This window comes from Citreicella sp. C3M06 (genome assembly GCF_018860705.1).
GTDB lineage: Bacteria > Pseudomonadota > Alphaproteobacteria > Rhodobacterales > Rhodobacteraceae > Salipiger.
The window spans coordinates 115325-140697 of the sequence record NZ_JAHKQA010000002.1 but is presented as its reverse complement, the minus strand read 5'-3'; the positions used below and the strand labels follow the sequence as shown (position 1 = coordinate 140697).

24 protein-coding genes and 1 pseudogene are annotated in these 25373 nt (G+C 65.7%); 16 read left to right on the top strand and 9 right to left on the bottom strand.

Annotated elements, in window-relative coordinates:
• Positions 1 to 415: 415 nt before the first annotated feature.
• Both KO516_RS00670 and KO516_RS00665 read right to left on the bottom strand, forming a co-directional pair.
• Entirely contained in the window at positions 416 to 1498 is a 1083-nt protein-coding gene (locus KO516_RS00670) for a ParB N-terminal domain-containing protein (RefSeq protein WP_216001869.1), read from the bottom strand.
• Positions 1495 to 2802 carry an AAA family ATPase gene (locus tag KO516_RS00665; protein WP_216001868.1) on the bottom strand — a complete coding sequence of 436 codons (1308 nt, stop codon included), beginning with the start codon at positions 2800 to 2802 and terminating at the stop codon, positions 1495 to 1497. Before KO516_RS00665 ends, KO516_RS00670 begins: the two co-directional genes overlap by 4 nt.
• A gap of 470 nt (positions 2803 to 3272) precedes the next feature.
• Here KO516_RS00665 and KO516_RS00660 point away from each other — a divergent pair, with 470 nt between their 5' ends.
• The 3 genes and pseudogenes from KO516_RS00660 to KO516_RS00650 all read left to right on the top strand — a co-directional run bounded on the left by KO516_RS00660 (position 3273) and on the right by KO516_RS00650 (position 5504).
• Positions 3273 to 3983 (top strand): DnaA N-terminal domain-containing protein, encoded by a 711-nt coding sequence (locus tag KO516_RS00660; RefSeq protein WP_216001867.1) that lies wholly within the window; start codon positions 3273 to 3275, stop codon positions 3981 to 3983.
• A 331-nt stretch (positions 3984 to 4314) separates the two neighbouring features.
• Positions 4315 to 4572 (top strand): hypothetical protein, encoded by a 258-nt coding sequence (locus KO516_RS00655; protein WP_371742007.1) that lies wholly within the window; start codon positions 4315 to 4317, stop codon positions 4570 to 4572.
• A pseudogene (locus KO516_RS00650) lies at positions 4565 to 5504 on the top strand (IS5 family transposase). The gene KO516_RS00655 and the pseudogene KO516_RS00650 overlap by 8 nt, the downstream one beginning before the upstream one ends.
• Positions 5505 to 5834: 330 nt before the next feature.
• On the opposite strand, the gene KO516_RS00645 reads toward KO516_RS00650, so the two are convergent.
• Positions 5835 to 6257, bottom strand: coding sequence for a hypothetical protein (locus tag KO516_RS00645; protein ID WP_216001866.1), 423 nt, complete (start codon positions 6255 to 6257; stop codon positions 5835 to 5837).
• A gap of 236 nt (positions 6258 to 6493) precedes the next feature.
• Between KO516_RS00645 and KO516_RS00640 the strand changes: the two genes are divergently transcribed.
• Genes KO516_RS00640 through KO516_RS00620 form a run of 5 tightly spaced genes read left to right on the top strand, consistent with a single transcriptional unit; the run spans position 6494 to position 11066 of the window.
• Positions 6494 to 7519, top strand: coding sequence for an extracellular solute-binding protein (locus tag KO516_RS00640; RefSeq protein WP_216001865.1), 1026 nt, complete (start codon positions 6494 to 6496; stop codon positions 7517 to 7519).
• Between the two features lie 34 nt (positions 7520 to 7553).
• Complete coding sequence (locus KO516_RS00635; protein WP_216001864.1) at positions 7554 to 8399, top strand: ABC transporter permease; 846 nt, start codon at positions 7554 to 7556, stop codon at positions 8397 to 8399.
• Positions 8396 to 9175 carry an ABC transporter permease gene (locus KO516_RS00630; RefSeq protein WP_216001863.1) on the top strand — a complete coding sequence of 260 codons (780 nt, stop codon included), beginning with the start codon at positions 8396 to 8398 and terminating at the stop codon, positions 9173 to 9175. Before KO516_RS00635 ends, KO516_RS00630 begins: the two co-directional genes overlap by 4 nt.
• Positions 9172 to 10281 carry an ABC transporter ATP-binding protein gene (locus KO516_RS00625; RefSeq protein WP_216001862.1) on the top strand — a complete coding sequence of 370 codons (1110 nt, stop codon included), beginning with the start codon at positions 9172 to 9174 and terminating at the stop codon, positions 10279 to 10281. Before KO516_RS00630 ends, KO516_RS00625 begins: the two co-directional genes overlap by 4 nt.
• Positions 10282 to 10283: 2 nt before the next feature.
• Positions 10284 to 11066, top strand: coding sequence for a 5-formyltetrahydrofolate cyclo-ligase (locus KO516_RS00620; RefSeq protein WP_216001861.1), 783 nt, complete (start codon positions 10284 to 10286; stop codon positions 11064 to 11066).
• Here KO516_RS00620 and KO516_RS00615 read toward each other — a convergent pair.
• A complete protein-coding gene (locus KO516_RS00615) occupies positions 10991 to 12037 on the bottom strand; it encodes a LacI family DNA-binding transcriptional regulator (protein WP_216001860.1) in 1047 nt (348 codons plus the stop codon). The genes KO516_RS00620 and KO516_RS00615 overlap by 76 nt on opposite strands.
• Positions 12038 to 12120: 83 nt before the next feature.
• Here KO516_RS00615 and KO516_RS00610 point away from each other — a divergent pair, with 83 nt between their 5' ends.
• Entirely contained in the window at positions 12121 to 13515 is a 1395-nt protein-coding gene (locus KO516_RS00610) for an ADP-ribosylglycohydrolase family protein (RefSeq protein ID WP_216001859.1), read from the top strand.
• A 400-nt stretch (positions 13516 to 13915) separates the two neighbouring features.
• Here KO516_RS00610 and KO516_RS00605 read toward each other — a convergent pair whose 3' ends face one another.
• The 5 genes from KO516_RS00605 to KO516_RS00585 form a co-directional block, all read right to left on the bottom strand.
• Complete coding sequence (locus tag KO516_RS00605; protein WP_216001858.1) at positions 13916 to 14665, bottom strand: SDR family oxidoreductase; 750 nt, start codon at positions 14663 to 14665, stop codon at positions 13916 to 13918.
• Entirely contained in the window at positions 14665 to 15591 is a 927-nt protein-coding gene (locus KO516_RS00600) for a dihydrodipicolinate synthase family protein (RefSeq protein WP_216001857.1), read from the bottom strand. Before KO516_RS00600 ends, KO516_RS00605 begins: the two co-directional genes overlap by 1 nt.
• A gap of 72 nt (positions 15592 to 15663) precedes the next feature.
• Entirely contained in the window at positions 15664 to 16878 is a 1215-nt protein-coding gene (locus tag KO516_RS00595) for a pyridoxal phosphate-dependent aminotransferase (protein WP_216001856.1), read from the bottom strand.
• 78 nt (positions 16879 to 16956) lie between these two features.
• Entirely contained in the window at positions 16957 to 17823 is an 867-nt protein-coding gene (locus KO516_RS00590; RefSeq protein ID WP_216001855.1) for a D-amino-acid transaminase, read from the bottom strand.
• A 3-nt stretch (positions 17824 to 17826) separates the two neighbouring features.
• Positions 17827 to 18606 carry a LamB/YcsF family protein gene (locus tag KO516_RS00585; protein WP_216001854.1) on the bottom strand — a complete coding sequence of 260 codons (780 nt, stop codon included), beginning with the start codon at positions 18604 to 18606 and terminating at the stop codon, positions 17827 to 17829.
• Between the two features lie 139 nt (positions 18607 to 18745).
• Here KO516_RS00585 and pxpB point away from each other — a divergent pair, with 139 nt between their 5' ends.
• The 7 genes from pxpB to KO516_RS00550 are packed head-to-tail and all read left to right on the top strand — an operon-like array spanning position 18746 to position 25277.
• Entirely contained in the window at positions 18746 to 19504 is a 759-nt protein-coding gene (gene pxpB, locus KO516_RS00580) for a 5-oxoprolinase subunit PxpB (RefSeq protein ID WP_216001853.1), read from the top strand.
• Positions 19501 to 20565: a biotin-dependent carboxyltransferase family protein gene (locus tag KO516_RS00575; protein WP_216001852.1), complete on the top strand. Its 1065-nt coding sequence runs from the start codon at positions 19501 to 19503 to the stop codon at positions 20563 to 20565. The genes pxpB and KO516_RS00575 overlap by 4 nt, the downstream gene beginning before the upstream one ends.
• Positions 20562 to 21227 (top strand): GntR family transcriptional regulator, encoded by a 666-nt coding sequence (locus KO516_RS00570; protein WP_216001851.1) that lies wholly within the window; start codon positions 20562 to 20564, stop codon positions 21225 to 21227. The genes KO516_RS00575 and KO516_RS00570 overlap by 4 nt, the downstream gene beginning before the upstream one ends.
• Entirely contained in the window at positions 21224 to 22186 is a 963-nt protein-coding gene (locus KO516_RS00565; RefSeq protein WP_216001850.1) for an NAD(P)-dependent oxidoreductase, read from the top strand. The genes KO516_RS00570 and KO516_RS00565 overlap by 4 nt, the downstream gene beginning before the upstream one ends.
• Positions 22183 to 23460, top strand: coding sequence for a Zn-dependent hydrolase (locus KO516_RS00560; protein ID WP_216001849.1), 1278 nt, complete (start codon positions 22183 to 22185; stop codon positions 23458 to 23460). Before KO516_RS00565 ends, KO516_RS00560 begins: the two co-directional genes overlap by 4 nt.
• Positions 23457 to 24092 (top strand): GntR family transcriptional regulator, encoded by a 636-nt coding sequence (locus tag KO516_RS00555; protein ID WP_216001848.1) that lies wholly within the window; start codon positions 23457 to 23459, stop codon positions 24090 to 24092. The genes KO516_RS00560 and KO516_RS00555 overlap by 4 nt, the downstream gene beginning before the upstream one ends.
• Positions 24093 to 24098: 6 nt before the next feature.
• Positions 24099 to 25277 (top strand): Xaa-Pro peptidase family protein, encoded by a 1179-nt coding sequence (locus tag KO516_RS00550; RefSeq protein ID WP_216001847.1) that lies wholly within the window; start codon positions 24099 to 24101, stop codon positions 25275 to 25277.
• Positions 25278 to 25373 lie beyond the last annotated feature (96 nt).

Sequence of the window (25373 nt, the reverse complement as noted above, 5' to 3'; positions counted from 1 at the left end):
GCTCCGCGCCCGGCGCGCTTGCGCCAGACGGGGAACCAGAATACCCAAATCCAACCTCCAAACTCTCATTATGAACGAGGCACCAGCAGGATGAACAAGGGACCAGGTCACCGCCCATCGCTTACAGTCAACTGGATGGCGCAGGCGGCGATTGATGCCTGCATTTCCAGCCGTGTTTGTCCCGACCACGGTGCTGGAAAGGAGCTATCAAGGCGACAAGGCTGACGTTCGATAGAGTTGATCAAGATCGGCTTTGAGGCCCAGATTTCGGGCTGATGCGCAGCGCAGACTTGCACCGCGACCGAAACTGGCCCCAAACGAAAAACCCGGAGGGGCTGAACCACCACCTCCGGGTTTAACACTCATCAGTGCCGCGTCTCACGCAGATCTTACCCGTGGGTAAGACCGCGCGTCGTCAGGTTTCCAGCGCCTCGTAAAACGCAACAATCGCAAGTTCGAGCTTGCGGCGATCAATAGCCGAAAAATCACGATCTTCGCGCAGTTCCAACCGCCCGTGCGAAGCGCTGCACTTGGCGACACCGCTGCTGAACGGCACTTGGAAGGTGGTCTTGGCCTGACGCGGCCGCGTCGCGGCTGCCGATTTCTTACCCGTGGGTAAGACCGCCGGCGCCTCAACGAAGCTGCGCAGGATCTCGACTTCACGGGCCGCATCGCGCTCGGGCTCGGCGCGCAGCGCCGCAGAGACCCGTGCCGACAGCGCCTCGTCGCGATCCATCCGCCGCTTCAACTCCACACCGACGTTGCGCGGAATGTCCTGCGGATATTCCAGAACCTTGTCCAGCCGCATCAGCAATTCGGCAAAGGCGCGGATGTAACTGCGCTTGGTGTAGCTGGCGGATTTGAACAGGGTCGCCACCGCATCCGAAACCTCGGGGCAGGCATTGGCCGGATCATCCGCATAGCGCCGCGCAAGACTGGCCATCTCTGCAAAAGAGATATCCTTGCGCACGAGGTTCTCATCAACCATGCGGCGATAGCTGGTCTGCGCCACAGCCTCGGCCGGAACGATGCCGGCCGGAATGGTGGCAAACCCGGCATCTCCGGTATCCTCGAGCAGCGCCCGAAATGCCATCAAACGACGCATGCCTTGGATCAGTTCATAGCGCCCGTCGGCACGCGCCTCGACCCGGATCGGGTTCGACAGGCCGACCTCGCGGATCGACAGTTTCAATTCTTCGAGTTCATCATCTTCGCCGGGCTTGCGGTCTCGCACCAGCCGTTCGGTCACGACAGAGTCCAGGGCGATACGGTCGGTGATCAACCCCTCACGTTTCAGCCGCACGAACTCCGAGGCAAGGCGGTCGTTTTCGGCGCGAATGTCATCTTCGACCTGCTTGCGGTCGCGCAGCGAACTGGCGTTTTCGGAAATCGCCGACGCCATCGGCCCGCGCCGCAGCGTGCGGTCTGGCACCTTGCCCACATCCATGGAGCCGACGTCGGGGATGTCGATGTCGAACATTCTGCGTTTCTTGCTCATTGGTCAGCCTCCATCTGCTCCCACGCGTCATGCACGGTCTGGCGGAATTCGTCGTAGGCCAAGTCAAATGTCGATCGCGCTCTGCGCCAGGTCTCTCGGGTCATCTCGCGGTAATCCATTTCGTAGACCGAGTTCAGAAAGCGGCCGGACTGTTCGACCGCGCGGGTCATCTCGACCGGGTGTTCGGTAACATGCTCGCCCCAGACTTTGCGGAACGCATCCTGCATGGCGCGGTGCAGATCGTTGCCCGGCTCGTAGCGGGTCAGCAGGAAGCGGATATCGTAGAAGGCTTTGGGCAGGGAAATCTTACCCGTGGGTAAGGTGCCATCGAAGCCGGCCGAGAGATCCTCTAGAGCTTCGGAAAGCTGACCGACAAAAGAGGTGGTCGAGTCATATTCCCAATACCCCGGTCCGGAGGGCACGTAGAGAACGTCGGCGGCAAAGACCGCGTTCATCGACTGATACCCGATCGCCGGCGGACAATCGAAGAGGATCAGGTCATAACTGTCGTCAGGGATCTGGTCGAGGTAGCGGGACACCGCGGCAAAGAACGACCAGTCCGGGTTCAGGTGCCGGTACTGAGCGCTGGCGAATTCCACAAAGGCGGCGTTGGCGCAGGATGGGATCGCGTCGATGGTCGACCAGGAAGTCGATTTGATGAAGTCACCGATGCGCAGGCCACCAAGGCCCAGCTCGGTGATCGTCGTGGGCAGGTGGCGCTGGGGCAGGGCGGCGCCGGTCTCGGCGCCAACCGGGCCACGATTCATCCGCTCGGTCTCGCGGATCAGATCGCGGGCCATGACCCCCCAGACCGTGTGCTCCTCGCCGACGTCGGTCAGCCCAAGGGAATGCGACAGGGTCGCCTGAGGGTCGAAGTCGACCACCAGCACCCGGTAGCCATCAAGCGCCGCGGCATGGGCAAAGTGCAGCGCCACGGTAGACTTGCCAGCGCCGCCCTTGAAGTTAGCGACAGCGGCGCGGATGGCCCGCTTCCCGGCGGGACGATAGGGCATCAGGCTGCGCTTGCTGATCTTCAGCCGCCGCCGCAGCTCGTTTATCTCATCCAGCGAGAACCAGCGCTGCCGGCCCTCCTGTTCGACTTCGCCAGCGGGCAGCGAGGGGTCGGCGGCCAGCTTGCCGCGAAAGGTCGACTGGTTGATGCGAAAGATCAGCTCTGAGACCTCCCAGGACGAAAACCGCCGCAGGGTCTTTTCCAGACCCGGCGAAAAGGTCTGCTGGCGAATCCAGCCTTGCAGTTTCAAGGAGCGCTTCTGGAGTGTATCCAAATCTTCGTGGGTGTACATGCTGTGCCTCGCAGGACGGGTTTTGCTGTTTTTTCCTGATTTACGCTTTATTTGCCTTTGACGCAAAACCTAATATGCTTTGTCATGCAGGGCAGGGGGCTCTTACCCACGGGTAAGACAGGCACCGGGCACCGGGCTTTGCCTCGATTCGCCTCCGTCCCCGCGCCAAGAGGCTAAAATCTTGATCCCGCGCCAAGATATAGGGGGCCGCTTCGGAGACTTCGGCGACGGATAGGGGGACATTTAGGCGCAATAAGGGGACATACTGAATGACCCCCATCACCTATTCCTTCACCAGATTCCTTTTTTAAAGGGGACTGCGGCAAGACCCGAAGCGGCTCAGGCTTCGTCACGGCTTGACAGAATCGCAACGTTGGACGCAAATCGTCGGCAAGCTCGGAAAAGCGTTGGCAGGCGCAGGAAACTCGGGCATATCGCCGGACAAAGCCGGCAACGAGGCGGAGCAGGTCATGCAGGTGGCAAAACCGGTCGGGCGCAAGGCGCCGGCCCTGAAATACGATATTCTCTCGGCTCTGGGTGTGGCCGCGCTGGCCGGTGACAAGCACCGGCAGCGGCTGGTATTACGGCTCATGGTGCTGATCACCACGCGCTACAACTGGCAGAGCAACGAGTTGTCAATCGGGCGCGCCGAGATCGCGCGGCTCTGGGCGGTGGATGAACGCACGGTCAAGCGTGAGACTGCCAAGATGCGCAGCGCTGGCTGGCTTGAGGTCAAGCGCGCCGGGGTCAAGGGCCGGGTCACGGTTTACGCGCTGAACCTCGAGGCGCTGCTGGATGAAACCACAGAAACCTGGCAGACCATCGGCCCGGATTTTGCGGCGCGGATGCAGGAACGCCACGGCGGGGCAGGGGGGGCAGAGGCTGACGCCTCGGGCGATCCCAAGGTCATCCCGTTTCAGCCGCGCGCCCGCAGTGAGACCACCGAGGGGGTCTGGGGGCAGGTTCTGGCAGACCTCCGCTCCAGATTCCCGGCGCAGGCAAGCGCATGGTACGAACAGCTTTCCGAGATGGAGCACCAAGACGGACGGGTCACGCTGGCCGCCCCAACGCGTTTCGTGGCGGATTACGTCACCACACATTTGCTGCCACAGCTGCTCGGGGCCTATTGCGTGATCGACCCGGCTGTACGACGCGTTGATGTGGTGCCGGTCAAGATGTGACCTGATAGCCCGCCGCCGCCAATCATGGTCTTTGCCTCGCGCGAGAATATGGGACAGGGTTTGCAAAGGTCTTTGGCAAGCGGTTTCATAATGTCGTGGCCGCATTGTCCACGGCTTTCATACTCGCCGTTTGGGCAGCCGAGACATGAATGCGCACCGACAGCTCCAATTAATACAGCGTCGTTTTCTTTTTTGTTTGCAATCATTCGAGCCTGCGAGACGTTACGTTCAGGCTTCAGGAGCAGCGATTCTAGCGCTGTCCGCCAAACCACCTTTATAATACTATAGGTTATTCCGGTGCCATCGTGGCGCAGGACTGGTCACCCTCAAAGTGCTGGAAAACCACGCGCAGGCCGTGGCCGAAAGCATGGCCTTCACGCTGTTCCACACCGCGCATTCGACCTTTGTCAAGGAAACCGTGGATTTCACCACCGGCTTCGGTAGCCCCTCGGGCATAACCTTTGCTAGCCCGGATGATTTGGGCGCCACACGGTTCGTCGGCCTTAATTACAAGGGGCGATGTTGCAGAATTCTGCCGTTGCAGAATCCACATCGCGCATCCATGTGGTTAAGTGGCCGGCATGAGTAAGCCATCACCCGCCCGCTACCGCACGGCCAAGTGGTCGAGCTAAACGATGCGCTCAGGAAGCGTGGGTCGCTGTTGATCCACTGCCCGGTAGGGCATAGTGCAACAATGTCCCGAGAGGGGATCAAGGTGCTGTTTAAGCTGCCGCTCCGGCAGACAACCGGGAGGGTCGCCAGCTTGCTCAGTTTGGCGGAGCTGGTTTGGGAGGTGCCTGACGACACGACGCTTTGCCGAGTGCAAAAGACGTTGGCCGTCCAAATCCCGTATCGACGCACAGAAAGGCCGCTCAACTTGCTCGTGGACAGCACCGGGATCAAGTTCTTCGGTGACGGCGCGTGGCAAGCCCGCAAGCACGGTGTTCATGGCCGCCGTCGATGGCGTCAGGTTCACCTGGCGAAGGATGCTACGACCTCCGACATCCGGGCGGTGGAGTTTACATCCAGCCGAGACGGTGACAGCCCGGCCCTGCCAGACCTGCCGGAGCAAATCCTCGTCGGCGAGAACATCGGCACCATGACGGCCGATTGCTTCGCAGTCGCCTGCCGGGCAATGGATGGTGCCTACGACACAAGAGGTTGCCATACAGCAATCCTCGCGCGCGATGCGGTCCCGATCATCCCGATCCGCAAGACTGGTCGATCGTGGAAGGAAGATTGCCTGGCCGCGGTTACCAGGAACTAAACTCTTCGGGCCATCCGGTACTATGGCCGAGCCTTCTGGAAGCGATGGACGGGATGCCACGTGCGCAGCCGCATCAAAGCAAAGCCTCTCGGGACATCGCTGCGCAATGCCCTGCCGGCCAGTGGATGCGCGGCCTAAAGGCCTCCGGCGAAACCATCGCTGCCCGCGACCAGACCACCGAAATCCACATCCGCATCGCGCTCATAAACCGTTTCAACGCACTCGGCACTGCCCAGATCGTTCGCGTGGCATAACGTCAGTGGGGTGAGGGAGAGCCACACCTCAGGCGGTAGTTTTGCCAAAACGCCCTGCGACAAGGAAAAAGCATGAAAATGCGCCGACCTCACGGACGAGCGCCAACGCCACGGAGCGGCTTGGTCCTTCTGGAGAAAGGGGCAGTTCGCCGTCACCCAATTTGTGCTTGAAAGCCTCGGTGGAGCGAAAGCCGTCAGTTCCATCGTGGGAATAGGGCCGGTTTCCGGCATCTTTTGTACGCGGGCAGAAAAGCTGGATCGGCTGCTCGTCGCCGCAATCTGTGCAACAAGATCGGCAGCCCGACGTGACAGGTCACTGGGCTGGTCAAGTCAGCGTTCCGCCATATGACGATGGGCAGGCAGAAGATCCTGCACCCGCTCGTGACCAGGTTCCAGAACAGCCCAAAGCATATCGACGGCCTCACGTCCCTTGTCAGTGAGATGTCGTCGCAAGGCATTGATCACCTTGCGTCCGTTGCCCGTTTCTGCGATCGCCTCCGCGTTAGCCATGTCATTCTTTCGGTGCGTCACATACGGCTTGACGAACTCCGGGGCGATGAGGTGCAGCGCGTGCCCGCGGGCGGCAAACTGCGCGCAACGGTGAGCGATCGAGCGGGCCTGCATTGCAACGATGCACACCGGGTGCTTCTGCACGGCCGAGAGGAACTGTGTAAGCGACAACTTTTTCTCGGAAAACGGTTGCGCCTTTCGCTGTCGCACCATGTTGTTGAAATGCCTGCCTAGCCAGTGCATCACCCGATCATGCGACAGCGCAGCACAGAGCTATGGATGTCGTGAATTCGGTTGTGTAAACGTTTAAATTGCGCCCATGCAGTGGGCAGGTTTCGGTTCATGCGGTCAAAATTCACGCCCATGAGACAGGCCGGCGCACATGCAGGCGAATTCGGTTTAGCGACTCCGGAAAGTACGGGTGAGTTCGGGTCACAGGATCAGGTCCGGCATCAACAGGAATGGAAGGCGCAATGAGAATGAACTGGAAAGCCACTTGGAGCGTCGCGGCGCTGAGCCTTGCGCTGAGCGGCGCTGCGACAGCACAGGACTTCGCCGGGCAGACGCTGGTTGTCGGCACTTGGGGTGGGGACATCGAACGGCTGCTGCGCGAACACGCCGCCCGGCCGCTGGAAGAAAAGACCGGGGCCAAGGTCGAGTTCCTGCTGGGCGGATCCGGCGACCGGATGGCGAAAATGTACGCCGAGAAATCCAACCCGACCATGGATGTGACCTTTCAGAACATCTACGAGGCCCCGCAAGCGCTGGCCGACGGGCTGGTGATGGCCCCCGACGAATCTTCGCCCATCTACAGCGATCTGTGGAGCGGCATGAACGATGGCTGCTATGCGATGTCCTTGGTCGGTCTGGGCATCGCCTATAACAAGGATCTGGTCGAGGAGCCCGTTGAATGGGCCGACATGTGGGATCCGGCGGTCAAGGGTATGATCGCCATGGCGCCTTATCCCAGTTCCGAAGGAGATGGCCTGCTGGGTGTCGCCGCGCGGCTGGAAGGCAGCGACGAGCACGACCCTGACACCGCCTTTGCCAAGGTCCGCGAGTTGGGAGCCCCGGCGCTGAACTACACCTCGCTGGACGAGGTGTTTGCCCTTATGGACGCCGGCGAGGTCGCCATGGCGCCGATGATTTCCGGCTATGTGCTGGCGGCTCTGAAGGAATGGGACAACATCGGCTTTGCCTTCCCGACCGATCCCGGCCCGGTGCTGGTGCGTGACATGGTCTGTCAGGTGGCCAATTCACCGAACCCGGAACTGGCAGCGATGTTCATCGAGCTGGCGCTCAGCCCGGAGACGCAGCAGGCCTATGCTGAGGAATTGCTGTTCGGCCCGACCAACTCCAAGGCCGTGCTCAGCGCGCAAGCCGCGGCCGACACGATCAACACGCCCGAAGAAGTCGAAAGCCTGCTGCAACTCGACTGGCCCTATGTGATCTCGCAGCGCTCCGACTGGACCGAGCGCTGGAACAAGGACGTGCTGGGGCAGTGAACCCGCGCTTTGTGACATCAACCGGGGCCGCGCGATGACTGCGCGCGGCCCTGCAAGCTGGCTGACAGCGCCGGGCGTGGCGCTGATTGCCTGCGTCTTCCTTGCGCCGTTTGCGTTGCTGGTGGCGATGAGCTTCTGGTCGCAGCCGAACGGCACGCTGCTGGTTGACCCCACGCCGACACTGGTGAACTACGAGCGGATCTTTTCCGATGGCTACTATCTGCGCGGGTTGGGACGGACGCTTTGGCTCAGTCTGGTCACGGTGGCGGTGTCTGTGGTCCTTGGGTTTCCGGTTGCCTTCTGGATCGCCCGCCGGGCCGGGCGTTTGCGGCGGTTGACCATGGCGGTGATGTTGCTGCCGATTGTCTGCGGTGCTTTGTTGCCGACGCTGGGGCTGGTGAACCTGTTGTCACCGCTGGGGATCGTCAACGGCACGCTGAAATCGCTTGGGCTGATCGACCGGTCGATTCCGTTGCTCGGCACCCAGACCGGTATCCTGATCGGGCTGGTGCAGGCCTTTCTGCCGATGATGGTGCTGCCGCTGGTGGCCGTGCTGGACCGGCTGCCGCCGAGCTATGAAGAGGCGGCAAAGTCGCTGGGCGCGCGCCCGGCGCAGGTGTGGCGCCGCGTGGTGCTGCCGCTGGCCGCGCCCGGTTTGATTGCGGGGTCGGTGCTGGTGTTCTGCGCGTCGCTGACCTCTTTTGTCACGCCGCAAATTCTGGGGCAGGGCAAGATCGCCACCTTTGCCGCGATGACCTGGCAGCAGGCCAGTCTGGTGCTGGACTGGCCGTTCGCCTCGGCGCTGGCGATGGTCATGCTGGGGCTGATGGCGGCACTTGGCGGGGCGGTGCTGGTCTTGCGACGTGGGGCAAGGTCATGAGACGGTTCGCGCTATCGGGCTTCACGATCCTCGTGGTTCTGTTCACCATTGCACCGCTGCTGGTGCTGGTGTTTTCCAGTTTCGACGACGGCAAGTTCTTTCGCTTTCCGCCGCGTGAGCTGTCGCTGCGCTGGTTCCGGGCCGCCTTTGCCAGCGCCGAGTACCGCAGTTCGCTGTTCAACAGCGCCGTGGTGGGGCTGCTGGCGACGATCATCTCGGTGACGCTTGGCACCGCCGCAGCCTTGGGATTGCAACGCGGCGCGCTGAAATCCCGCGCGGCGCTGGAAATGGTGCTGCTGGCGCCGCTGACCTTGCCGCTGGTGATCTGGGCGATTGCCCTGTTGCAGATCTATGCGTGGCTGGGGATCGGCGGCACGCTGCCGGGGCTGGTGCTGGCGCATGCCACCTTTACGCTGCCGTTCTCGGTGCGGGTGATGCTGGCGACGCTGTCGGCCATCGATCCGGGGCTGGAACTGGCGGCCCGGTCGCTGGGGGCGCGGCCGTGGCGGGCTTTTGCGCGGATCACTCTGCCGCTGGCATTGCCGGGACTGGCGACCTCGGCGGCGCTGTCGTTCTTTATCTCGTTCAACGATGTGATCGTGTCGACCTTCATCGCCGGGTCCAGCTGGATGACCTTTCCGGTGCGGCTGTATTCGCAGCTGCGCGGGCAGGGGATCGACCCGACGACGCTGGCCATCGGCACCATGGTGATCGCCTCGATCCTGATCGTGGTGGCGCTGAGCGAACTCTTCAGCAGAAAGGCCCTGCGGACATGACCGCCTATCTGACGATCCGGGACGTGGCCAAAAGCTATGGCCGCGCCACGGCGCTGCGCCGTATCGACATGGAGATTGCCCGGGGTGAGTTTCTGACGCTGCTCGGCCCGTCCGGTTCGGGAAAGACCACGTTGCTGCGCATTCTCGCCGGGCTGCTGGAGCCGGACCGCGGGGCGCTGGTGCTGGATGGCCGCGACATCACCCGCAGTCCGGCCTGGGAGCGGGATATCGGCTTGGTGTTTCAGAACTATGCCCTGTTTCCGCATATGGACGTGCGCGGCAATGTCGGCTTTGGGCTTGAGATGCGCGGTATTGGCGGCGCCGAGGCCGCGCGCCGCATCGACGAGGCGCTCGACACGGTTTCAATGCGTGACTATGGCGCGCGCCGCCCATCCGAGCTGTCGGGCGGCCAGCAACAGCGCATCGCCATCGCGCGCGCCATCGCCATCAAGCCGCGGCTGCTGCTGCTGGACGAGCCGCTGTCGAACCTCGATGCGGTGTTGCGCCAGTCGGTCCGGGTCGAGCTGCGCGAGCTGCACCAACGCACCGGGCTGACCACGGTGATGGTCACCCACGATCAGGTCGAGGCGCTGACTCTGGCCGACCGGGTGGCGCTGATGGACGGGGGCGAGCTGTTGCAGATCGACCCGCCCGAGCGACTCTATGAGTGTCCTGCCTCGGCCTTTGCCGCCGGTTTTCTCGGCAGCCCGCCTGCCAACCTTCTGTCGGTGGAACCGCATTCAGAGGCCGGGGCGATCCGTCTTTGCGGCGCGCTCTGGCGTCCCACCGGCCCGGCAGCCGCGGCCCTGTCAGGCCTGCGGGGACCGGCGCGGCTGGCCCTGCGCCCGGAAACCCTGCGGCTGCTGGCAGAGCCTGCGCCCGGCGCGATCCCGGGCCGGATGAAGGCGGTGGAATACATGGGGGGCGAACGGCTTGCCCATGTGGCGATCGACGGTGCGGCCCCCGGAACGCCCGCGCTGCTGGTGCGCGGCGCCGGGGCGCTGGCGGATCCGGGGCAGCTGGTCTACGTGCTGCCAGGCAGCGTGACCGGAGTTTTTGACACTGACAGCGGCGCGCGACTAGCGCCCGCGCAAGCAGGAGTGTGACCATGTGGAGCAACGCCGAGACCTGGGCAAAACGGAGCCCGCCAAAGCAGCAACTGCGCGAGGAGATCTGGTCCAGTCTGGACGAGACCGGGATCGCCGTCGGCCCGGCCAAGGGCAACATCCCCAATTTTGCCGGGGCCGACATGGCCGCCTATCACCTGTCGCGCACGCCGGAGTGGCAGGCCGCCCGGACGGTCAAATGCAACCCCGATCCGCCGCAGATTCCGATCCGTCTGCGCGCGCTCTACGCTGGCAAGGTGCTTTATGTGCCGGTGCCAGCCCTGACGCGCGCGTTCCCCTATCTGCGGCTCGACCCGCAAAAGCTGATCGAAAAGGGCGTCAGTTTCGAGCTGGCCGCCACCGCCGAGGGCTACATGATCCACGGCGAGCGGATCGAGTTCGACGAGGTGGAGCCGCTGGATTTCAGCATTCTGGGGTCGGTCGCGGTGTCGCGCGCGGGCGGTCGTACAGGCAAGGGCGCGGGGTTCGCCGATCTCGAAACCGGCATTTTCCGCGAGCTTGGCAAGATCGGGCCGGACACGCCGATGGTCACCCTCGTGCATTCATCGCAACTGGTCGCTGCCGAGCGGGTGCCGATGATGGCCCATGACAGCCCGCTGACCATGATCGCCACCGAGGCCGAACTGATCCGGGTGCCGCCCTCTGACATCGTGCCAGCCGGGGTGGACTGGGATATGATCCAGCCCGATCAGTTCCGCGATATTCCCTTCCTTGCCACGCTGCGCGACCGGTTGCTGGCCAGATCCTCCGGGGAGGCGGGATGAGCCGCCGTCGTCGCCCGTTCCACCAGACTGACCGGCAGCACGATGGTGCTGGGCGCAGAGCTGTCGCCAGCGATCCGCCCGAGCAGCCGCTCGACGGCACCGCGACCAAGATCGACCACCGACTGGCGCACGGTGCTCAGCCCGATCAGCGGCCAGGCGCTGAGGCCGATGTCGTCGAAACCGATCACCGACACCTCGCCCGGCACATCGATGCCCAGATCGCGCAGCGCCGACAGCGCCCCGATCGCCACCAGATCGTTGACACAGACCACCAACGACACATCGCGCCGGGCCAGACTGCGCTGCGCGTTTGGGCCGAGGCTGGCCGTCAGCGGCACGGTTTCTTCCCAGACCACCTCGCATTGACCGGCGGCGGCCTCCAGAAAACCACGCCGTCGTTCGCGGCTGGAGGCAACCGTCTCGTCCCCCGACAGCAAGCCGATGCGGCGATGTCCCAACCGGCGGGCATGTTCCGCGATCAGCCGCCCACCGCCGACGTGATCCGCCTGAAGGCAGTCGTGGCCGGGCAGGGGGCTGTCGAGGGTCACCAGCGGAAACGGCGGGCGCTGGCCCTCGGCGTCAAAGCCCGGATGCAGCACCGCGATTGCTCCGTCCACGCCATGATCGGCCAGCATGCGCAACGCCTTTGCCTCGCGCAGCGGGGTATCGCCCGAGTTGATCAAGAGCGTCGCCAACCCTTTGGTTTCGGCATGGCTCTGAACCGCTTCGGCGATTTCGGGAAAGATCGGGCTGACAAGCGTCGGCAGAATGCAGCCAATCACGTTGTGACGCCCTGTCTTCAGCGACGCAGCCGCCCGGTTGCGCGCGTAGCCCAGATCGCGAGCCACGCGCCGCACCAGCCGGTCGACCTCTGGCGAAACCTTGTCGAGATCGTTCATCACATAGGAAACGGTGGCCAGCGACACACCGGCAGCCTTTGCCACATCTCTGATCGTGACCCGCTTGCGCATCGTGTCGCCACCCTTTCGCGTGCGGCGAGTCTAGGCGGGACCGGCATCAAAACACCAGCCATTGCACATATGAGAGGTGCATTATGAGAGCGGCGGACTATACCGCACATCTGTTGCGCGAGACCGCGCCAAGATTGCGCGACGAAGAAGAACAGACCTGGGATGCATCGGATCTGATGCGGGCTCAGGACACGGAGTTGATGCAGTTCTGGGCCTCGAACGCTCCGGGGTCTGGCGCGCCCGAATGCCTGATGGCCGGGGCGTTGCAGTCGCTGGAAAACAAGGGCTTCGTGCTGGGCGACTACGGTCCCTTGTTGCAAGAGGGGCTGGATGCCGCACGGACCGGCGACATGGAGGCCCTGCTGCGCATCGACATGCAGCTGCGGGCCCTGATGCGCGCGGCGCGTCCCGATCCGGCGCATCGCTCACAGACCACCACCCGCTTTGCCGATTGGGACAGTTTCGCCGCCGCTGTCGACTGGCCTGCAGACATGGCGGTGGCGCAGGCGAGCCTGCCGGACAAGATCAGCGCTGGCTGGCTGGGGCAACTGGTCGGCGCGGCGGCTGGCACCGCGCTGGAGGGGTACTCTGCGGCGCAGATCGCCGAAAGCTTTGGCCCGGTCACCGGCTATCTGCGACCGCCCAATACCTATAATGACGATATTACGTTCGAGCTGGCTTTTCTCGAGACCTATCTCGCGCACGGGGCTGCCATGACGTCTGGCGACATCGCCAGCAACTGGGTCGGGATGATTCCGCTGGGTTGGTCGGCCGAGGGGGTGGCGCTGGACAATCTGCGCCGGGGGGTGATGCCGCCGATGTCGGGGAAAGCCAACAACCCCTTTGACGAATGGATCGGCGCCCAGATGCGCGGCGCGATCTGCGGCATGGTGATGCCGGGGCGGGCGCAGGAGGCCGCCCGGCTGGCATGGATGGATGCGCAGATCAGCCATGCGGGCAACGGCATTCTCGGCGAAGTCTTCAACGCGGTGCTCTGCGCGATGGCCTTTGCCCCCGGCGATCTGCACGAGCTGATCGAGCGTTGCGTCGCGATCATCCCTGAATCCACCGAATATGGCTTGGTGATCCGGCACGCGCTGGCGCAGTGCCGGTCTGCGCCCGATTGGCAAACCGCCTGGGCTGTCTGTGATGAGCGCTACCGCGACTACAACTGGATCCACGCCTATCCCAACGCGGCGGCACAGATCATCGCCCTGTGGTTCGGAGGTGACGATTTCGACCGAACGCTGACCATCCTCTGCGGTATCGGCCATGATGTGGATTGCAACGCGGCACAGATGCTGTGTGTGCTGGGCTTGCGGCACGGCAGCGGGGCGATCGACGCGCGCTGGAGCGCGCCGTTGCTGGCCGGTGATATCATCACCTACATGCGCCGCCCCAAGACTTTGTCCTTCGCCAGCCTTGTCGATCGCACGCTGGAGGCTGTCAGCATAAGCCGGATGGAAAATGCCGTGTGACCCAAGCTGGTGCGCTTTGATCGTGCACTTGGTCAAGACGTGGCTGCGCTTCGCAGATCCTGAAGGTATTGCGAGGCGCGACCGCCCCGCCGCGCCGTGAGGGGGCGATCCTGTATCGGGCGTGCCAATGCATTCGCGGACCGGGGCCTTGTCGGTCTGCAAAACCTGTGAAACAGCCTGCGCCAATCGGGGGGATGCCCGCGCAGGCACCATTCCGCGGTATTGCCCAGACCGCTGTCGCATCGTCGCCATTAAGTCGGTAGCGGCCTATCTGCACAGGCGCGTGTTCCACTCGTTGCCAAGGCTTCGGGGTCTTCGCCCGAGGATTGGCGCGCCACCTGAATCCGCCCGAAGGGAGCGGGAAAGCCGCTGCCGCGTCTCGTTGCGGCAGCGGATGCTCTTAGTGTCCGCGGATCATCCCGCCATCGACGCGGATCATCGAGCCGGTGACATAGCCCGCCTGCTGTGAGCAGAGGAAGGTGACCATGGCGCCGAACTCTTCGGGGGTGCCGTAGCGGGCCGCCGGGATGGTCTTGCGGCTGGCCTCTTGCACGGCGTCAAGCGCGGCGCCGGTCTTTTCGGCCTTGATGCCGTCCAGCTGCGCAAGACGGTCGGTGGCGATGCGCCCCGGCAGCACCATGTTCACCGTCACGCCATGCGGCGCCACTTCCTCGGCGAGGGTTTTCGACCAGCCCGCCACCGCGCCGCGCACGCCGTTCGACAGCGCGAGGTTGGGAATGGGTTGCACGATGCCTGAAGAGCCGATGGTGACGACACGGCCCCAGCCTTTTTCGATCATGCCGGGCAGGGCGGCATCGGTGATGGCAAAGATCGGTGTGGCCATGGCCTCGAAGGCGGCCTGCCATGCGGCGCTGCTCTGGCCTTTGGCGGGACCAGCGGCGGGGCCACCGCAGTTGTTGACCAGAATGTCGACCGGCTGCGCAGCGAGCCGTTCGATCAGCGCCGCAACGCTGTCGGCGTCCGACAGGTCGAGCTTGACGCCTTCCATGCCGTCCGCGGGGGCCTCGCCGCTGCGCGAGGCGGCGATCACATGCGCGCCTTCCGCGGCCAGCAGTTTCGCGCTCGCGGCGCCGAGGCCACGGCTCGCGCCGAGCACCAGCGCGGTCTTGCCCTTCAGTCCCAGATCCATCAGTTCAGCTCCTTCAGTCGTTTGTCCTGCCGGGCGAGCAGTTGCTCGACCTCGGCGATGGCCTCGGGCGCCAGTCCAGCACCCGGGGCGCGCAGCGCGGCAGATCCGATGGCACCGCGCTTGGCAAGCACATATTTGCGCACCGCCAGTCCGGCGCCCGGCTGCTGTTCGTAGCGTACCAGCGGCAGATAGGCATCGAACAGATCCTGCGCCCTGTCCATATCACCGACAGCGGCGTGGCGCACAACATCTGCCAGCATCTCCGGGTAGCCGAAACCGGTCATTGCGCCATCGGCGCCACGGGCCATCTCTTCGGGCAGGAAAACTCCGCCATTGCCGCAAAGGATCGAGATGCGGCGGCGCCCTTCGGCCTCGGCCTTGCGCAATCTGGTGATCTTGGCGAGGCCCGGCCAGTCCTCGTGCTTGAGCATGACCACCTGCGGCACGTCGTCGATGATCCGGCCCAGCACGTCGTCGGAGATATGCACGCCGGTCGCCAGCGGGAAATCCTGCAGCACGATCGGCACGCCCTCCCCAAGCGTGCGGGCGACCTGACCAAAGTAGCCGTGGATCTGCGGGTCGGTCTTCAGGCTGCCGGGGGTGGTGACCATGCAGCCAGCGGCGCCCATGTCCATCACCGCCTTGCCCAGCTCGCCGATGGCGGCAAGACCGGGGGCCGAGACGCCGACCACCACGGGCTTGCCCTCGGCGCGCTTGATGACGCGCTCGGCAATGGCGCGGCTTTCGGCCTGCGTCAGCTTGGGCGCCTCGCCCATCATGCCAAGGATGGTGAGGCCGTCGGCGCCCTTGTCGAAGTAGAAATCCACCACCCGGTCGAGGCTGTTCCAGTCGATCTCGCCGGTCTCGGTGAAGGGGGTGACGGCGATCACGTAGACGCCGCGGGCATGCGAAGTGAGAAGGGGCATTGCGGGGAACCTCGGTGCAAAATGGGCAGCCGGCCGTGCGTCCTGCGCGGCCGGAATCGGTATCGGGCGGCGTCAGGCCGCGATGGGCATCTGAACGGTCTCAAGCGCCGCGATGGCGCGCGCCATCGCCTCGTCAAGGCGCGCGTCATCGAGCGCATAGGCCATGCGCAGGTAGCCCGGCGTGCCGAAGGCCGAGCCGGGCACCACGCCGATGCGGCCCGCGGTCAGCAGGAAATCGGCCACGTCCATGTCGGATTCGATCACCTTGCCCTCGGGGGTGCGCGCCCCGAACAGGCCGGAGCAATCGGGGAAGACATAGAAGCTGGCGGGCGGGGTTGCACAGGAGATGCCGGGCATCTTGTCGATGGCGGCCATCACCCTGTCGCGGCGCGCTTTCAGCCGGGCGTTGCGCTCGGGCAGGAAATCTGCGGGGGCGCTCAGCGCGGCGACGGTGGCCGCCTGCGAGATCGCAGAAGGGTTCGAGGTGCTCTGCGATTGCAGAATGTCCATCGCCCGGACCAGCCAGTCCGGCCCGGCGGCATAGCCGAGGCGCCAACCGGTCATCGCGTAGCCCTTAGAGACGCCGTTCACCGTCAGGATGCGATCGGCCAGCGCCGGCGCGACCTTGGCGGGCGTGGCAAAGCTGCCCTTGTGCACCACCAGTTCGTAGATGTCATCGGCCATGATCAGCGTGTGGTGATCGGCCAGAACCTCGCAGAGAGCGGCGATGTCGGCCTCGGAATAGAGCGCGCCGGTGGGATTGTTCGGCGAGTTCAGCAGCACCCATTTGGTCTTTGGGCTCAGCGCGGCGGCCAGCGTTTCGGGGGTAAGCTTCCAGCCATGCGCGGCAGTGCAGGGCGCGATCACCGGCGTGCCCCCGGCGAGGCTGACCATGTCTGGGTAGCTGACCCAGTAGGGCGCGGGGATGATCACCTCGTCGCCCGCGTCCAGCGTCGCCATCAGCGCGTTGAACACCAGCTGCTTGGCGCCGTTGCCAGCGATGATCTGCGCGGGCGTGAAGGTCAGACCGTTGTCGCGCTGGAACTTGGCGGCAATCGCGGCCTTCAGCTCCGGGGTGCCCGAACTGGCGGTATACTTGGTCTGGCCGCCACGGATCGCGGCGATGCCAGCGTCGCAGATATGCTCGGGCGTGGCGAAGTCGAGTTCGCCCTGTCCGAGGCTGATGATGTCATGGCCCTCGGCCTTCATCTGCTGCAGCTTCAGCGCAAGCTCGATGGTCGGAGAGGGGCGCACGGCCGCCATGCGGCTGGCAAGGTACTGGCTCATGGGAAAAGTCCTGGATTGGCCGTGTCGGGCCGTTGCAAACAGCCCCGGCCATCGCTGCGGCAGGGGCTGAACGGGAGATCAGGCGGGGGCGAGCGCGGTGGCGCGGCGGGAGGCGATATATTGCGCGCGCAGCTCGCGGGTCAACGCGCCGGGGGCGCCGTCTCCAATCACCTCGCCGTCGATGCGCACCACCGGAACCACGAAATTGGTCGCCGAAGTGATAAAGGCTTCGCGGGCCTTGCGCGCCTCGTCGGGGGTGAAGGCGCGTTCCTCGATCTCCACGCCGTGCCGGGCGGCAAGGGCGAGGATCGCGGCGCGGGTCACGCCGGGCAGCAGCGCATGCGACAGCGCGCGGGTGACGAGCTTGCCCTCTGCTGTGACGATATGCGCGGTGGCGGCGCTGGCCTCGGTGACGAAGCCGTCCTCGACGAGCCATGCATCATCGGCGCCGCGCGCCTTGGCCTCCATCTTCGCCATCGACGGGTAGAGCAGTTGCACCGTCTTGATGTCGCGGCGGCCCCAGCGCAGATCGGGCAGCAGGGCGACGGAAATGCCGGTCTCGGCGGCGCGGTTGACCAGCACGTCCTTGGCCTGGGTGAACATCACCAGCGTCGGCTCGGTGCCCTCGGGCGGGAAGGCAAAGTCGCGCTCGGCGACACCCCGGCTGAGCTGCAGGTAGATCATGCCGCTTTGCAGGTCGTTGCGGGCGACGATCTCGTGATGCGCCGCCAGCAGGGCGTCATCGTCAAGCGGCAGCACAAGGCCAAGCTCGGCCGCCGAGCGGCGCAGGCGCGCGGCGTGGCCCGCGTAGTCGAGCAGCGCGCCGTCGAGCACGCAGGTGACCTCGTAAATGGCATCGCCCATAAGAAAGGCGCGGTCGAAGATCGACACCTTGGCCTCGTCTTCGGGCAGCCACTGGCCATTCAGGTAGACAATTCTGGACATGGGTCAGGCTCTTCCGGGGGCGGCAAAGGGGGCGATGGTGACGCCGTTTTCTTCCAGCGACTTGCGCAGCGCGGCGGCGATCTGCGGCGCGCCGTCGGTGTCTCCGTGAATGCACAGGGTCGCTGGTTCGACCGGCAGGCGCTTGCCGCCGGTGGTGGGGATGCGCTTGTTCAGCACCATCTCGAGCACCTGCTCGGTGCTTTGCGCGATGTCATGGATCACCGCGCCGGGCTGGCTGCGCGGGGTCAGCTCACCGGTATCGGTGTAGCTGCGGTCGGCGTAGATCTCGCAGGCGACACGGAGCCCGGCCTTTTCGGCGGCCGTGTAGGTTTCCGAATAGGGCAGCGAGACATAGACCAGCGAGCGGTCCACCGCGGCGACGGCGCGCGCGCAGATGGCGGCCAGTTCCGGATCGGTCGCGGCCATGTTGCCAAGCGCGCCATGGGTCTTCACATGGGTCATCGCATGGCCTTCGGCTGCGGCCATGCCCTGCATCGCGGCGATCTGGTAGATCAGCTGCGCCTCGAGATCCTCGGGCCGCTCGCCCGAGATTCGCCGCCGGCCAAAGCCGTAAAGATCCATGAACGAGGGATGCGCACCAACCGCCACGCCCGCCGCCTTTGCAAGCTGGATGGTGCGGCGCATGACCACCGGATCCCCGGCGTGAAAGCCGCAGGCGACATTCGCGGTTGTCACCGTTTCGAGCATCTTGGCGTCGTCGCCGATGGAATAGGCGCCAAAGCTCTCGCCCATGTCGCAGTTGAGGTCCAAGGTGACCGTCATTCGCTTCCTCCCGGGGTGTGTTCGTGGGTCTTGTCGTGCGGCGTGTCAGAGCCGCCGGGTCGGGGTGGTCGTTTGCCCGATTGCACTACGGATACAAGTGGTATACTGAAAAGGCAAGCAAGGCAGAACAGGTTTTTCAATGAGCAAGCGCGCGCAGCACGGCCTCGGCGGGCCCGAAATCGTCCCGGCTTTCCTGAGCGTTGGCGATTGCGCGCTGGCGGTGCAATTCGGGGATGTCATCGACGCGGACGTGAATCGCCGGGTCATCGCGCTTGCCGAAAGCCTGTCTGATTTCCCAATTCAGGGCGTGCTGGAATGTGTGCCGACATACCGCTCGCTGCTGGTGAGCTATGATCCGGCGCTGCTGCGTGGAGCGGCGCTGGAAGCGGCGCTGGCGGAGCGTATCGCGCAGCTAAAGGTAAGCGCAGGGTCGGCCCGCCACTGGCGCGTGCCGGTGGTCTATGGCGGCGAGGTCGGGCTTGATCTCGAAGATCTCGCCCGCGAAAAGCAGCTCACGCCGAATGAGCTTATACAGATACACAGCGCCGCAGAGTTCCGGGTCTACATGATCGGCTTCGCGCCGGGCTTCGCCTATCTTGGAGGGCTGCCCAAGGCGCTGCACACGCCGCGCCTGCCCAAGCCGCGCCAGTCGATCCCGGCGGGGGCCGTCGGCATCGGCGGCCAGCAGGGTAGTATCAACTCGGTGACCGGCCCTTCGGGCTGGCGCTTTGTCGGGTGGACGCCGTGGCGGGCCTTTGATCCCGCCCGCGCCGAGCCCTTTCTGTTTGCCGCGGGGGATCGGCTGAACTTTGTGCCTGTGAGTGCCGCCGAAGGCGCCGAGATCGCGGCCGCGATCGCGTCGGGCGAGAGCATGCCAATGCCGGAGGCCGCGCCATGAGTCTGGAAATTCTCAGTGCCGGCCCGATGCTCTCGGTGCAGGACCACGGTCGCCACGGGCGCAAGCGCTTTGGCGTGCCTGCTGCCGGGGCGATGGACCGCCCGGCGATGGACCTTGCCAACGCGCTTTGCGGCAATCCCCTGTCTGCTGCGGCGCTGGAATTCACCGCCATCGGCGGCAGCTTCCGGGCGGGCCGCGCGCTGCGCCTCGCGGTGACGGGCGGCGACTGTGATATCCGCATCGGCGAGCGCTTGCTGTCCGCAGGCCAGAGCCATGCGGTCGAGGCGGGCGAGGTGGTGAAAATCGGCGCGCTCAAGGGCGCGACATGGGGCTACATCGCGGTTTCTGGCGGCATCGCCGTGCCCGAAGTGCTGGGGGCCCGCGCCACGCATCTGCGCTTTGCGCTCGGCGGGCTCGAGGGCCGCGCGCTGCGGGCCGCTGACCAACTGCCGCTTGGCGACGCGGACGAAACTGCCCCCTGCCTGCGTCCGCGCGACCCGGCGAGCCGCCCCGGCCCGAACGCCCCCGAGCGTGCGATCCGCGTCGTGCTTGGCCCGCAGGACGATTACTTCTCGGCCAAAGTTCTCGCGCAGCTCGAAACTGCCCGCTTTCGCATCTCGGCTCAGCGTGACCGCATGGCCATGGTGCTGGACGGCCCGAGCCTGCCCGCCATGCGCGGCCATGACATTGTCTCGGATGGCATCGTGTCGGGGGCCATTCAGGTGCCCGCCTCGGGCCAGCCGATGGTGCTGATGGCCGACGCGCAGACCACCGGCGGCTATCCCAAGATCGCCACGGTGACCACGGCCGATCTGCCGCGTCTCGCGCAGCTGCCGACCGGGGCCGACCTGCGATTCGAAGTGGTGAGCCGCGATGAGGCCGAGGATATCCTGCTTGCCGAACGGGCACGGCTGCGCGAGGTTCTGGCATCGCTGGTTCCCGCCACGGGGATGACGCTCAGCTCGGGGTTTTTGCTGTCGTGCAATCTGGCAGGCAGTATCGTCGAGCCCGAGGCGGTGATGGGCCGCGATCTGGAACCTTCAAAGGATATGGCGCAATGAGCGGCAAGACCCTTGCGGCGACCGCGTATCGCGAGCTGATCAAGCGTATTCTCGAAGGCGCGTTGAAGCCCGGCGATACGCTGCAGGAAACCCGGCTTTGTGCCGATCTCGATATGTCCCGCACCCCCGTGCGCGAGGCCATCGCCCGGATCCGCAGCGAGGGGCTGGCCGAGCAGGCGGGCCGTTTCATGCGGGTGCGGCGGATCAATCCAGAGGAAATCGATGAGATCTTCTTCCTGCGCCGCACCCTTGAACCAGATGCGGTGCGCGCGGCCACCGGGCGGCTGACATCGCAGCAGATCGATACGCTTGAAGCCGAGGTGCGGGCGCTGATGCAAAAGGGCCCGCATGAGGACGACCTGCAATGGCATGTCGACCAGAGCTTTCACATGGCGATCGCGGTGGCCGCCGGCAATGCCGCCGCCGCCAAGGTCATTCAGGACCTGCACATGCGCACCTGCATCTTCGATCACCGCGTCGTGCCCGAGCGTTTTGCCCGTGGCTGCGAGGAGCACCTCGCCCTGCTTTCGGCACTGCGTTCGGGCCAGCGCGACGAGGCCGCCGCGCTGATGGGCGCGCATCTCGACCACGCCCGCGACGCCATCTTTGCGCATCTTGACAAGGTGCTGCCCGCCCCCACTGAAAAGGCCCTCCGGACATGAAATGCCTCATCGTTCAGCCCGTGCATGACGCCGGGCTCGCCCTCCTGCGCAGCCATGGCATCGAGCCGGTTCCCTGCAGTGGCACCGATGCCGCCAGCATCGCCCGCTCGGTGCAGGGCTGCGATGCCGCGATCACCCGCGATGCCGGATTCCCGCGCGCGGCCTTCGAAGCGGCCGACCGGTTGCGCGCCGTGGTGGTGCATGGCACCGGGCACAATGCCGTCGACAAGGACGCCGCGATCGAACGCGGCGTGATGGTTGCCAACACCCCCGGCGCCAACGCGCAATCGGTGGCCGAGCTGACGCTTGGCCTTGCGCTGGCGCTGGCACGCGGGGTGAACGCTGCCGATCGCTCGGAACGTGCCGGGACGCCGGGCTTTCGCGAGTCGGCGCGCTTCCGCGAACTCTCGGGCAAGACCGCGCTGGTCGTCGGCTGGGGCAGCATCGGCAGCCGCTTCGGGCAGATGGCCGCCGCCGCCTTCGGCATGAAGGTTCTGGTGCATTCGCCGCGCGCGCGAAACGTCAGCAGCTTCGCCCGCGTCGACAGGCTCGAGGACGGGCTGGCGCAGGTCGACCTCGTGACGCTGCACACGCCGCTGCGCCCCGAAACCCATCACATGTTCAACGCCGCGCGCTTCGATGCGATGAAGCCCGGCGCGCAGCTGGTCAACGTGGCGCGCGCCGAGCTGGTGGACGAGGCCGCGCTTGCTGCGGCGCTGGCCAGTGGCCAATGTGGCGGCGCGGCGCTTGACGTCTACAGCCATGGGGCGGGCACCGGTCCGCTGGCGGCGTTCTCCAACGTGATCTTCACGCCGCACCTTGGCGGCACCACCGAAGAGGCCCTGCGCCGGGTCGCCCTTGGCGCGGCGGGCCATGTCATCACCGCGCTGACCGGCGGCGTGCCCGAGACCGTCCTGACCCCGGTCGGTCCCGAACAGGCGACGGAGGCCCGCGCATGAGCGAGACCCTGACCCTGACCCCGCCGCGCGCGCTCATTGCCGACATCATTTCGCGCGTGCTTGCCCGCGTGAATGCGATCACCGAAGACGGCCCGGGCTGGACCCGGCCCTCTTACAGCGCGCTAGAAAGCGCTGCGCATGCGGTGATCGAGGAAGAAGCCCGCGCGCTGGGGTGCGACATCCGGCGCGACGCGGCGGGCAATCTGTTCGCCACGCTGCCGGGGGGCGCGCGTCACGCCACGCCGCTCTATATCGGCTCGCATCTCGACACGGTCAGCCAAGGCGGCGCTTACGACGGTCAGGCGGGCGTCATCGGCGCGCTGGCGGTGATCGCCGCGCTGCGCGCCGAGGGCATCACTCCGGCCTGCGATATCGTCCTCACGGTGACCCGCGCCGAGGAAAGCGTCTGGTTCCCGGTCTCTTACGCCGGATCGCGCGCCGGTCTGGGCCGTCTCAACCCCGAGGATTTCGACGCCAGACGTTCTGACACCGGCCTGACGCTGGCCGAGCATATGACGATGGAGGGCTTCGACCCCGAGGCTGTCCGCAGGTTGGCGGCGCCCGCTCCGGCCCGCTTCCTCGAATTCCACATCGAGCAGGGCCCGGTGCTGCACGACGCAGGCGAGCCCTATGCCATCGTCGATGCGGTGCGCGGGGGGCTGCGCTATCGCGATGCGCAGCTGCATGGCATCTGGGCGCATTCGGGCGGCGCGCCGCGCGCCAGCCGCGCCGATGCGGTGGTGGCCATCGCCGAGCTGATCCTCGCGATGGATGCCGTCTGGGCGCGGATGCTCGAGGCGGGCCATGACCTGACCGTCACCTTCGGCAAGCTCGACGCGGCCTCGCCGCAGCACGCCATGGCAAAGGTGCCGGGGCAGGCGGGCTTCTGCCTTGACCTGCGCTCGGACGAGGTGGCGACGCTGGCAGAGGCCGATGCGGCGCTGAAGGCCGAGATCGCCCGCATCGAGGCCGCCCGTCCGGGCATCCGCTTCAATCTTGGCGCACAAAGCCGTTCGGCCCCGGCAAGCCTGTCGCAGAGGATGGCCGAGTTTGTCGCTGGCGGCGCGCAGGCGCAGGGTGACAGCCCGCGACGCATGCTGTCGGGCGGTGGCCATGACGCCGCCGCCTTCGGGGCCGCTGGCTGGGACAGCGTGATGGTTTTTATCCGCAACTGGAACGGCAGCCACTGCCCGGAGGAGGCGATGGACGAGGCCGATCTTGCCCGCGCCGTGGCGGCGGTGTTCCTCGCCATCGCAAAGGAGAGCAGCGAATGAGCGGCGCGACGCTTGCCGAAACCGCTTATGCCCGGCTGCGCGGCGACATCGTCTCGGGCCGCATTCCCGCCGAAACGGTGCTCTCGGAGCGCGCCTTGACCGAAACGCTCGGCCTGTCTCGCACGCCGCTGCGAGCGGCGATTTCCCGGCTCGAAAGCGAGGGGATGGTCGACCGGCTCAGCAATGGCGTGGTGCTGGTGCGCTCTGTCACGGTCGAGCAGTTGTTGCAGATCGTGCAGCTGCGCCAGAAGCTTGAAGCCGCCGCCGCAGGCCGTGCCGCCGGATTTGGCGCCACCCGCGAGCTGCTCGAGATCCGGGCGCAGATGCAGGCCATCGTCGACGGCGCACCGGTCAGCTTCGATGATTTCTGGGAGGCAGACGGCGCCTTTCACCGCGCCATCGCCCGGGCGGCCCGGCTCGAGCTGCTGCCAGCGATCCTTGACGAGCAGCGCGGCATTGCCCGGCGCTGCTCTTTGACCCGCACCTATGATACCTTCGTCGATCAGGCGCGCGAGCATGTCGACATCATCGACGCCGTCGCTGCGCATGACGCAGAGCGCGCCGCGGCCCGGATGGCCGGGCATTTCGATCACGTCCGGGCGCGTTTCCTCGGCACGTTCAACACTTCCTGAGGCCCCATGACCCAGATCCTTTCCCCCGCCGCCCCGCTTGCGGGCAGCGCCGCCGTCTTTCCCGCCGAAGAATTCCGCGCCCGCGCCGCAGCGCTGCAATCGCGCATCCGGGCAGAGGGCGCCGATGCGCTGCTGCTCACCGGCCCCGAAAATATCTTCTGGGCGGCCGGGCGCCAGACCGCAGGCTATTTCGCCTTTCAGGCGCTGCTTGTGCCTGCCGAAGGCGCGCCGGTGCTGCTGGTCCGCCAGCTGGAGGAAACCGGAGCCCGCGCCGATGTCTGGTTCGACGACATCCGCACTTGGCAGGATGGCGAGGATCCGGCGACGGCGCTGGCGGCGCTGGTGCGCGCGCAGGGCGTGCAGCGCCTTGCCGTCGAGCGCACGGGCTGGTTCGTTAGCCCCGACATGATGACCCGGATCGAGACCACGCTTGCCGGAATTTGCCTGCTCGACGGCTCGGGCTGGACAGAGACGCTGCGCGCGGTGAAATCGCCACGCGAACTGGCGGCGCTGCGGCTGGCGGCAGGCTACGCCGAGGCCGGTATGGCCGCTGCGATCGATGCCTGCCGTGACGGGGTCAGCGAGAACGCCGTCGCCGCCGCGATGACTGCCGCCGCGATCAATGCCGGATCGGAAGCGATGGCGATGGAGCCGCTGGTCAGCTCGGGTCCGCGTTCGGGCATCCCGCACGCCACTTGGCGGCGGCGCTTGCTTGCAGAGGGCGACGGCGTGTTTCTCGAACTGGCCGCAAGCCATGATCGCTATCACGCGGCGCTGATGCGTTCGGTCTGGATGGGTACACCGCCGCAGACTGCGCAGCGCATGATGGACACCAGCCTGCGCGCGCTTGACGCGGCGCTTGCGGCAATGCTGCCGGGCCGCCCCTGCTGCGCCCCGCACGAGGCAGCGCAGCAAGTCATCGACGCCGCCGGCTTCACCGCCGCCTTCCGCAAGCGCGCCGGTTACTCGATGGGCGCAGCCTTTGCGCCGGACTGGGGCGAGGGCGCGATCCTGTCGCTTTTTACCGGTGTCGACACGGCGCTCGAGCCCGGCATGGTGTTTCACCTGCCCATTACCCTGCGCGACTACGGCCGCTTTACGGTGGGCGTGTCGGAAACGGTGATTGTCACCGCGACCGGAGCCGAGCCGCTGTCGTCCTTGCCGCGCCAGATCACTCTTCGCTGAGCTTCACCCGGCAACGCACCATAAAGTCGCAGCGGCGAGCTCGGCGATCGCAGGGTGCTGCGACGCTGCGACGGGGCTTGAGGAAAAGGCATCGCC